General features: G+C 75.1%; 7 protein-coding genes. 1 reads left to right on the forward strand and 6 read right to left on the reverse strand.

What is annotated here, in order from left to right; translation table 11 throughout:
• Positions 1-213: 213 nt before the first annotated feature.
• From ABTY20_RS28580 to ABTY20_RS28605, 6 genes are all read right to left on the reverse strand, one after another.
• Positions 214-2520, reverse strand: a complete 2307-nt coding sequence (locus ABTY20_RS28580) for a xanthine dehydrogenase family protein molybdopterin-binding subunit (protein WP_351999933.1) — start codon at positions 2518-2520, stop codon at positions 214-216.
• Positions 2517-4409, reverse strand: a complete 1893-nt coding sequence (locus ABTY20_RS28585) for a 2Fe-2S iron-sulfur cluster-binding protein (protein WP_351999934.1) — start codon at positions 4407-4409, stop codon at positions 2517-2519. Before ABTY20_RS28585 ends, ABTY20_RS28580 begins: the two co-directional genes overlap by 4 nt.
• Entirely contained in the window at positions 4406-5299 is an 894-nt protein-coding gene (locus tag ABTY20_RS28590; RefSeq protein ID WP_351999935.1) for an FAD binding domain-containing protein, read from the reverse strand. The genes ABTY20_RS28585 and ABTY20_RS28590 overlap by 4 nt, the downstream gene beginning before the upstream one ends.
• Positions 5300-5616: 317 nt before the next feature.
• Positions 5617-7260 carry a beta-N-acetylhexosaminidase gene (locus ABTY20_RS28595; protein WP_351999936.1) on the reverse strand — a complete coding sequence of 548 codons (1644 nt, stop codon included), beginning with the start codon at positions 7258-7260 and terminating at the stop codon, positions 5617-5619.
• A gap of 467 nt (positions 7261-7727) precedes the next feature.
• Positions 7728-8009, reverse strand: a complete 282-nt coding sequence (locus tag ABTY20_RS28600) for a DUF3039 domain-containing protein (RefSeq protein WP_351999937.1) — start codon at positions 8007-8009, stop codon at positions 7728-7730.
• A gap of 30 nt (positions 8010-8039) precedes the next feature.
• Positions 8040-8612 (reverse strand): YqgE/AlgH family protein, encoded by a 573-nt coding sequence (locus ABTY20_RS28605; protein WP_351999938.1) that lies wholly within the window; start codon positions 8610-8612, stop codon positions 8040-8042.
• Positions 8613-8864: 252 nt separating this feature from the next.
• Here ABTY20_RS28605 and murA point away from each other — a divergent pair, with 252 nt between their 5' ends.
• Entirely contained in the window at positions 8865-10205 is a 1341-nt protein-coding gene (murA, locus tag ABTY20_RS28610; protein WP_351999939.1) for a UDP-N-acetylglucosamine 1-carboxyvinyltransferase, read from the forward strand.
• Positions 10206-10392 lie beyond the last annotated feature (187 nt).

Raw genomic sequence — 10392 nt, forward strand, 5'->3', positions numbered from 1 at the left:
CGTGTGCTCGGTCCCGGGCCCGCGAACGCCCCGCCCCGGGCAGGACGGACCGGACCCCTTCCGGGCCCGCAGCCGTCCCCCACTGTTCGGAACACTACGCGGCGCCACTGACAACGCCCCGGACCGAGGGCGCCGCATCCGACGCCCCGTCACTGAAGACGCCCGGGGGGCCGTTCGCGTTGCCTTCCCGCCCGGATCGCCCGGAGGGGGCTCTCAGCCGCCGGTCACCACCGCGGCCTGCGGACGGATCGGCAGCCGGTTGACCGGGCGGCCCGTGGCGGCCCGCACGGCGGAGGCGATCGCCGCCGGCGAGGCCACCACCGGCACCGCGCTGACCGCCTTCGCGCCGAACGGCGCGACCACGTCCCGTTCCTCGACCAGCTTCACGATGTGGATGTCCGGCGCGTCCAGCGCGGTCGGCAGGGCGTACCCGGTCAGGTCGGGGTGGCGGACCAGGCCGCGCGGCGTGCGCAGGTTCTCGGTGAGCGCGGCGCCCAGGCCCTGGGTCACGCCCGCCTCGATCCGGGCGGCCAGCTGCGCCGGGTTCAGCACCCGGCCCACGTCCTGGGCGACCGCCAGCTCCACCACCCGCACCGAGCCGATCTCGATGTCGACGTCGACCACCGCGCGGATCGCGCAGAAGGCCATGCCGACGAAGGCGTCGCCCTGCCCGGCCCCGTCCAGCGGCTCCGTCGGGTGCGGGCGGCACTGGGCGGTGGCCCACAGCTCCTTGCCTTCCAGTTCCTCGGCGACGGTCGTGGACAGCACGCCGTCGTACGAGGTGATCTTGCCGTCGGTGATCTGGAGCAGCTCGGTGGACATGCCGAACTTGTGCGCGAGGGGCTGCAGCAGCTGGGTGCGGACCATCTTCGCCGCGCGTTCCACCGCACCGCCCGACACCCAGGTGTGCCGGCCGCGGCAGCCCGGTCCGGCCGGGGGCTGGTCGGTGTCGACGGGCGCCACGTGCACCTCGTCGACGCCGAGGGTCTCCTGGACGATCTGCCGGGCCAGGGTGGAGAAGCCCTGGCCGGACTCCACGGCCGCGCACAGCACGGTCGCCACGCCGTCCTGGACGCGCACGGTGGCGGTGGACACCTCGTCGGCGCCCTCCGCGCCGAGCATGTGCACCATGCCGAGGCCGTAGCCCACGCCCCGGCGCACCGCGCCCGGCTCGCCCGCGCCCTCGGGGCCGCCGGGCAGCAGCCACTCGTCCTCAGAAGTGTCCTTGGGCAGCGGCGGCAGCGGGAAGTCCCGCACCGCCTCCAGGAGTTCCTCCACCGGGGCCGGGCAGGTCACCGTCTGGCCGGTGGGCAGCACGTCGCCGGTGGCCATCACGTTGCGCAGGCGCAGCTCCGCCGGGTCGACGCCGAGCTTCTTGGCCAGCTTGTCCATCTGCGCCTCGTAGGCGGCGCAGACCTGCATCGCGCCCTCGCCGCGCACGTGGCCGGAGGGCGGGTTGTTGGTGCGCACGGCCCAGCCCTCGATGAAGGCGTTGGGCACGACGTACGGGCCGCAGGCGAAGGCGACGGCGGCGGCCAGGGCGTCGGAGGAGGTGTCGGCGTAGGCGCCCGCGTCGAGCAGGATCTGCGCCTCGACCTTCACCAGCCTGCCCTCGGCGTCGGCGTGGTGGCGGTAGCGCAGCAGGGTGGGGTGGCGGTGGGCGTGGCCGAGGAAGGACTCCTCGCGCGTGGCGGCGAGCTTCACCGGGCAGCCGGTCCGCAGCGCCAGCAGGCCGAGCGGGAGCTGGAAGCCGCGGTCCTCGCGGTCGGCGGTGGCGCCGGGCACGCCGGTGACGACGACCTTCACCTGATCGGGTGTCAGGCCGAGCACGGCGGCGACGGTGTCCCGGTCGCCGTGCGGGTCGGTGGAGGCCAGGTACAGCTCGACGCCGCCGTCCGGGCGGGGCACGGCCAGGCCGGCCTCGGCGCCGATGGGGGCGGGGTCCTGGCGGCCGATGCGGTACAGGCCCTCGACGACGACGTCGCCGGCCGCGTCGGGGTCGCCGTGGCGCAGCGGGATGTGCCGGATCAGGTTGCCGTCGGGGTGCAGCGGTTCGGCCTCGAACGCCTGCTCGGGGTCGGTCACCGGGTCGAGCACCTCGTACTCGACGATGACGGCGGCGGCGGCCATCCGCGCGGTGTCGGGGTGGTCGGCGGCGACGGCGGCGAGGGGCTCGCCGTGGTGGCGCACCACCTCGGAGGCGAAGACCGGCCGGTCGGCCGTGCCGCGGCCGTGCACCGGGTTCCCGGGGACGTCCTCGTGGGTGACCACCGCGCGGACGCCGGGCATCTCACGCGCGTGGGTGGTGTCGATGGAGACGATGCGCGCGTGCGGGTGCGGGGAGCGCAGCACCGCCGCCCACAGCAGCCCCTCGGCCCACAGGTCGGCGGCGTAGGGGAAGGTGCCCTCGGTCTTGGCGCGGGCGTCGGCGGCCGGGAGGGAGGCGCCGAGTCCGTGCGGGAGCGGTTCCGGCTCGGGGGCGGCCTCCACGGCCTGCGCGGCGGCTGCTTCGTTGGTCACGCCTGGCCTCCGTCCGGGCCGTGGGAGTGGTCGTGGGGCTGCTCGTCGGGTCCGGGACCGCCGAACGCCGAGGGGTTGACGCCGCCGGCGCCGGGGCCCGCCTGGTGCGGGATGCGGGGCGTGTCCGGCGTGTCGTCGGGGTCGTCCGCGTCGGACGCGGCGTGCGCCTCGCGTTCGGCGACGACCTCCTTGACGGCGTTCACCACGCCCCGGTAGCCGGAGCAGCGGCACAGGTTGCCGCACAGGGCCTGGCGGGTCTCCAGTTCGGTGGGCGCCGGGTTGCCCTCGAGGAGGTCGTGCACGGTCATCGCCATGCCGGGCACGCAGAAACCGCACTGCACGGCGCCGCACCGGGCGAGCGCCCGCTGCACGTCCGAGGGCCGGCCGTCCTGCGCCAGGCCCTCCACGGTGCGGACCTCGCTGCCGGCCGCGGTGACGGCCGGGACCAGGCAGGACGCCACGAGGCGGCCGTCGACCTGCACGTTGCAGGCGCCGCACTCGCCCTGCGAGCAGCCGTCCTTGGCACCGGCCAGGCCGAGCCGCTCGCGCAGCACGTAGAGCAGCGACTCGCCGATCCAGGCGTCGGTGACGGGCCGGTCGGCGCCGTTGACGCGGAGCACGTAGGAGGCGAGGGGGTGGTCGTCGTGGGGCGGGTCGTGCGGGGGCCGCGGGTCGTCCGCGGCGCCGGAGGCGGCGGGTGTCGTGCCGGTGTCCGGGGACCCGGCGTCGGCGGCGGGTTCCGTCGCCGGTTCCGCGTCCGGTGCGGGGGCCGAGGGCTCCGGCGGCAGGCTCTCGGCCGCCCCCGTGCCCTCTTGCGTCTCCTCGGTGTCCTCGGGGGCCTCGCCGGTCCCGGGAGCGGGCTCCGAGCCGTCCCGGGCGCCGGGGTGCGGGTGCTCCCGGTACCCGGCCGCGGGGTCCGTGGGGTCCTCGGCTTCCCCGGGGGTCTCCGCCGCCGACGGCCACCGCGGCTCCGCGTACCCCTCGTCGGCGAACGGCTGGGGCACGCCGGCCTGCCGGGGGTCCTCGTCCGGCCGCTCCGGCGCGTGCTCGCCGGCCGGCGGCACGGCCGTGTCCCGGGCGGGGGTCCCGCCGTGGACGTCCTGGTCCGCGGGCTCCCCCTCCGGGCTGCCGGGCTCGGCGGGCGGCAGGGGTTCGGCGGCGGGCGCGGGACGGCCGCCGTGCGGGTCCGCGCCGGCCGGCCGCGGGGCCGCCGCGGGGTCGTCGGCGCGGGTCCCGGGGCCGGGCTCCCGCCCGTCCGGCGCGGGGCCGTGCCCGCCGTCCCGCCACTCCCGGTCCTCCTCCTGCGGGACCCCGGGCACGCCGGGTCCCCACGGGCGGCCGATGTCCTGCGGGGGCGCCCAGGGGGCCGGGGCGCCACCCGGGAGGGTGGCCGGCGGGGTGCCGCCCCACTGCTCGACCAGGGAGGACGTGGTGAACTCGCCCGACTCGTCCGGCAGGTCGCCGTCGGCCACGGGGATCGACCACTGGCCGGTGACGTCGTGTCCCGGCGCCGGGTTCTCCGCGGCCCGCTCCTCGAAGGACCACTGCCCGGCCGCGCCGGGGTCGTACGTGAACCGGTCCCCCGGCACGGCGCCCGCCTCGGGGTCGTGCCACCGGGCGCCGTCGACGGGCGCGCCGGGCACGCCCCAGGAGCCGGCGGCCGCCGGGTCGGTGACCGCGCCGGCCGCCGGGTCGACCGTGATCTGCGGCGGCACGTAGCCGTGGCCGGGCGCGGCGAGCGGGCTCTGCATGGAGTCCAGGAGGGCGTCGATGCCGCCCTCCGGGAGGTTCACGAAGGCCGTGGCGCCGTCGTCGTAGTCGCCCTGGGGCAGCGGGTCCCAGCGGCTGCCGCCCGGGGGCGTGCCCTGTCCGTGCTGGTCGTCGGTCACGACAGCGCCCTCCCCAGTGCTCGTCGGGCCAGCGCGGCGACGGTGCGCCGCAGGTGCAGTACCGCGGGTGGAAGCGGTGGGACGGTGCCGTCCTCGCCGGGTGCGGCGTCGGGGATGCAGGCCGCGGCGACGTACTCCCCGAACGCGCTCAGTGCCTCGGGCACGATCGCGCGGTTGTTGTCCCAGTCGATGAGCTGCGCGACCCACTGCTCGGCCTGCAGGGGCCGCAGCGGCATCGGCGCGATGGCGCCCACCGCGCAGCGCACCCCGCGGCGGGCCGGGTCCAGCACCAGGGCGACGGAGGCGACCGCGCGGCCGGGGCCGGTGCGGCCGGTCGCCTTCAGGAAGACCTGGGGGGCGTGCAGCAGCGGCACGCGCACGTAGCCGATGAGCTCGCCCGGGCGCAACAGGTCCATCCCGGCCAGCAGGTGCGACACCGGGAGCTCGCGGCGGACCCCGCCCGCACCCGCGATGATCAGCGTCGCCTCCAGCGCGGCCAGCACCGGCAGCGCGTCCCCGGTGGGGGCGGCGGAGGCGATGTTGCCACCCAGGGTGCCCGCGTTGCGGATGTGCGGCGGTCCGGCGGCCCGCGCGGAGGCGGCGAGCGCCGGGATGAGGGCGGCGAAGTCGGGGCGGCCCATGCGCGCGTGGGTGAGCCCGGCGCCGAGCAGGGCGTGTCCGTCCAGGTACTGCCAGCCGCGGATCTCGCTGATCCGGCCGAGGCCGACCAGCGCGGCGGGCCTGAGCTGCCCGGAGTTGACGGCGGCCATCAGGTCGGTGCCGCCCGCGACGGGCACGGCGGCGGGCGTCGCCGTGAGTGCCGCCACCGCCTCGTCGAGTGTCGTGGGCAGCGTCACGGCCTGCGCCGCCTGCGGTGTGTGCGTGCTCAAAACCGGCTGCCCCTTCCCGCTGCCCCACCTGGTCCCACCTGTGCGCCGTACGGTACGTGCTGACAGGGCGGACGTGGCAACTCTGGCACATCTTGACAGGTGCCGAGGACGGGGGTCCGCTAGGAGGCGTTCGCCCACCTCACCCCGGACGGCTCCGGTTTCCTCCACCCTCACCGGTACGCTCGGGATCGTCACTCTTCGGTGGCTTTCGCACCCATTTCGCGTGACCTGTTCGACGGGGGGCGAACGGGTGCGCGCACGCCGTTCGGGTCCCGGCACGGAGCGGTCCGCCCGCACCGGGACCCGGGGGGAGCGGGTTACCCGTGCGGCGGCGGCCCGTCGAGCGGGCGCCCCAGCACGCCCGGGCGCCGCTGCCAGGGCAACGGTCCGGCGGGCGGGCGGTAGGCGACCCCGAGGGCGTCCAGGCGCCGGTAGTGGGCGGCCATCCGCCGTTCGAAGCCGGCGAAGTCCCGGTCGGCGGGGGCGGGCAGGTCGCTCCAGGCGACCTCGGCGAGCGCGGCGAGCCGGGGGAACATCTGGTAGTCGACCCGCCCCTGGTCCTCCATCACCTCGGTCCACACGTTGGCCTGGGTGCCCAGCACCCGCGCGGCCTCCTCGCCGGTCAGCTCCGACGGCACGGGCTCGAACCGGTAGACGTCCTCCAGGGTGCGCACGTACCCGATCGGCACCGGCTCGTCGGGGCCCGCGTCCTGACGGTAGTCCAGGTACACGTACTGCTGGGGGCACATGACCACGTCGTGCCCCGCGCGGGCGGCGGCGACCCCGCCGCAGTAGCCGCGCCAGGAGGACACCGCCGCGCCGGGGGCCAGACCGCCCTCCAGGATCTCGTCCCAGCCGATCAGCCGGCGTCCCCGCGCGGCGAGCCACGTGTCGAAGTGGCCGATGAACCAGGACTGGAGCGCGTCCTCGTCGGCGAGTCCGAGGTCGCCGATCCTCTTCCGTGCGGCGTCCGACTCGCGCCACTGGTCCTTGGGGCACTCGTCGCCGCCGATGTGCACGAACGGCGAGAAGGGGCCGGCGTCCGCGGGGAAGAGTTCCAGGACCTCCTCGAGCACCCCTTCGTAGAAGCGCAGGGTGTGGTCCGTGGGGGCGAGTACGTTCGGGTTGATCCCCCAGGTGTCCCAGACGGTGAGGGAGGCGGTGTCGACGACGTCGGAGTTGCCGAGTTCCGGATACGCGGCGATGGCGGCCTGCGAGTGCCCGGGCACGTCGATCTCGGGGACGACGCTGATGTGCCGCTCGGCGGCGTAGGCGACGATCTCGCGGATGTCGTCCTGGGTGTAGTGACCGCCGTGCGGCCTGTCGTCCCACAGCGGTGACGCACGGTGCCCGAGCTTCGTCCGGGCGCGCCAGGAACCGGTCCCGGTGAGCTTCGGGTACCGCTGGATCTCGATGCGCCAGCCCTGGTCGTCCGTCAGGTGGAAGTGCAGGACGTTGAGTTTGTGCGCCGCCATCAGGTCGAGTTGGCGCAGCACCCCCTCCTTGGGCATGAAGTGCCGGGCGACGTCGAGCATCAGTCCGCGCCAGCGGAAGCGGGGGGAGTCCTCGATCGTGACGTGCGGCACCGCCCAGACCCGGTCGCGGCGGACCGGGGCCCTGCGGAACGCCTCGGGGCCGAGGAGCTGTCGCAGCGTCTGGGCGCCCCGGAAGACACCGGCCGCGGTGCCGCCCTCGACGAGGACGCCGTTCCGGTCGCTGACGAGGCGGTACTCCTCCGGGCCCAGCCCGGGGCCGAGCCGGAGCCCGATGCCGTCCTCGTCCGCGCCGTCGGGTTCCCGCCCTTCGCGCAGCGGCAGTCCGGTCGCCTGCCGGAGGACGGCGCGGAGCCAGTGGCCGACGCCCTCCGTCCCGTCATCCGCGAAGAGCCGGGAGCGCGCCGTCAGCCGCACCTCGCCGGAACCGGCGACGACACTGCGGGGCGCTGGGATCAGTTCGGTCACGTCACTCCTTCACCGCGCCGCCCGGTCCGGGGACCGGACGCCGCTGTACGGGTACGAGGAAGCACGGGGAGGACCGGCGGCGCCACCGGCGGAACCCACCGCGGGGGCCGCCGACGGCGGAGGGGACGGCGAACGGAGGACCGTTCCCGGCGGAGAGGGGGAGGGCACGCCGGTGACCACGGGGCCACGGCGCCCGGCGGGACGAGCGGGCCGGCGCGCGGGATCCCCCGGGATGTCCCGTCCCGGCTCACCAGTGGTGCGGACACCTTCACAGACCCCCCGAGCGCGTTGCGGCACGCGCAATGGTGATTCTGCTCCGCACAACGCATCCGGGGCCAGTGCCGCGACCGGCCGGGTTCACCGGCCCGGAGCGGGGCGGCCCCGGCCCACGCACGAGGCCCCCGGGGCGCGCGAAGCGCGCCCCGGGGGCCTGGAGGGGACCGGACCGACGGAGGGGAGGGCGCGGACTACTTGTCGCCCTTGCCCTTGTCGTCGCCGTCGGCGCCCATGGACTCGTAGATCTCCTTGCACATGGGACACACCGGGTACTTCTTCGGGTCGCGGCCGGGCACCCACACCTTGCCGCACAGCGCCACGACGGGTGTCCCGTCGAGGGCGCTCGCCATGATCTTGTCCTTCTGGACGTAGTGGGCGAAGCGCTCGTGGTCACCGTCGCCGTGGGAGGTCTGCGGCGTCGGCTCGACGAGGGTCCCCGTACCAGTCCCGCGCTCGGGCTCAAGAGTGCTCATAGGAGCCAAGGGTACTGAAGCTCACCCGCATCAGTTGAGCGAAGGGTCGTCCGGATAGGTGGCCACCATCGCCAGCTCGTTGCGCTGGCGGCGCAGCACTTCGCGCCAGAGCCGCTCCGGGAACGGGCAGGAGACGTCCCCGGGTTCCGACTCCACGACGTACCAGGCGCCGTCCGCCAGCTCGTCCTCCAGCTGGCCGGGGCCCCAGCCGGAGTACCCGGCGAAGATCCGCAGCGAGCCGAGGGCGGAGGCGAGCAGCTCCGGCGGGGCCTCCAGGTCGACCAGCCCGATCGCGCCGTGCACCCGGCGCCAGCCCAGCGGCGCGGCCTCCCCCTCCGTCCCGCCGGGGACGACGGCGACCCCGAGGGCCGAGTCCAGCGACACCGGGCCGCCCTGGAAGACGACACCCGGCTCGCCGGCCAGGTCCGCCCAGCCCTCCAGGATGTCGCCCACGTCCACCGGGGTCGGCCGGTTGAGGACGACGCCGAGGGAACCCTCCTCGTCGTGGTCGAGGAGGAGCACCACCGCACGGTCGAAGTTCGGGTCCGCCAGGGCGGGAGTGGCCACGAGCAACCGCCCTGTGAGCGAGGACACCTCGGTCATGCCAGACATGATCCCGCATCTCGCTCCCGCGTGGGGAGGCAACGGGGTACGGGAGTGAACGCAGCTCAGGGCGGACGGGGGCGTCCCCGGCGCCCGAGGGGGGCGGTGACCCCGCGTACCCGTCGCGGAACCCTGCGTGTTGTGACGGATCCATGACGCTCCAGGGCCCTCTCCGGGCTTACGGAAGGGGGGTCGGAGGCGACTACCCTTTCCCTTCTGGCCCCTGCCCCACTCCCACGGAACGCGAGATTCATGACCGTCAACGACGATGTCCTGCTTGTCCACGGCGGCACCCCGCTGGAGGGCGAGATCCGTGTCCGCGGTGCGAAGAACCTCGTACCGAAGGCCATGGTCGCCGCGCTGCTGGGCAGCGCACCGAGCCGTCTGGGCAACGTCCCGGACATCCGTGACGTCCGGGTCGTACGGGGGCTGCTGCAGCTGCACGGCGTGACGGTCCGTCCGGGCGAGGAGCCCGGCGAACTGGTGCTCGACCCCACGTACGTGGAGAGCGCCAACGTCGCTGACATCGATGCCCACGCCGGGTCCTCGCGGATCCCGATCCTGTTCTGCGGCCCGCTGCTGCACCGGCTCGGGCACGCGTTCATCCCGGGTCTGGGCGGCTGCGACATCGGCGGCCGGCCCATCGACTTCCACTTCGACGTGCTGCGGCAGTTCGGCGCGACCATCGAGAAGCGGGCGGACGGCCAGTACCTGGAGGCCCCGCAGCGGCTGCGCGGCACCAAGATCCGGCTGCCGTACCCCTCGGTCGGCGCGACCGAGCAGGTGCTGCTGACGGCGGTCCTCGCGGAGGGCGTCACCGTGCTGTCCAACGCGGCGGTGGAGCCGGAGATCGAGGACCTGATCTGCGTCCTGCAGAAGATGGGCGCCATCATCGCGATGGACACCGACCGGACGATCCGCGTCACCGGCGTGGACAAGCTCGGCGGCTACACCCACCGCGCCCTGCCCGACCGCCTGGAGGCCGCCTCCTGGGCGTCCGCCGCGCTGGCGACCGAGGGCAACATCTACGTCCGCGGCGCCCAGCAGCGCTCGATGATGACGTTCCTGAACACCTACCGGAAGGTAGGCGGCGCCTTCGAGATCGACGACGAGGGCATCCGCTTCTGGCACCCCGGCGGGCAGCTGAAGTCCATCGCGCTGGAGACGGACGTGCACCCGGGCTTCCAGACCGACTGGCAGCAGCCGCTGGTGGTGGCGCTGACCCAGGCGACGGGCCTGTCCATCGTCCACGAGACGGTCTACGAGTCCCGGCTCGGCTTCACCTCCGCGCTCAATCAGATGGGCGCTCACATCCAGCTGTACCGCGAGTGCCTGGGCGGCTCCGACTGCCGCTTCGGCCAGCGCAACTTCCTGCACTCGGCGGTCGTCTCGGGCCCGACGAAGCTCCAGGGCGCGGATCTGGTCATCCCCGACCTGCGCGGCGGCTTCTCCTACCTCATCGCCGCCCTCGCCGCCCAGGGCACCTCCCGCGTCCACGGCATCGGCCTGATCAACCGCGGCTACGAGAACTTCATGGAGAAGCTCGTGGAGCTGGGCGCGAAGGCCGAACTCCCCGGCAAGGCCCTCGGCTGACCCTCCCGCCACCGGCGACACCCCCGGCCGGGGGTCCGGGGGTCACCCCCGGGACGGCACAGCATGGACAAGCCCGTGGAGCTGGGCGCGAAGGCCGAACTCCCCGGCAAGGCCCTCGGCCGACCGGAGTCCGCGCACACGTCGATGGGGCGGCCACCCGAATTCGGGTGGCCGCCCCATCGACGTG

Origin of the sequence: Streptomyces sp. NPDC126497, assembly GCF_040302425.1 — a bacterium.
Taxonomy (GTDB): Bacteria; Actinomycetota; Actinomycetes; order Streptomycetales; family Streptomycetaceae; genus Streptomyces.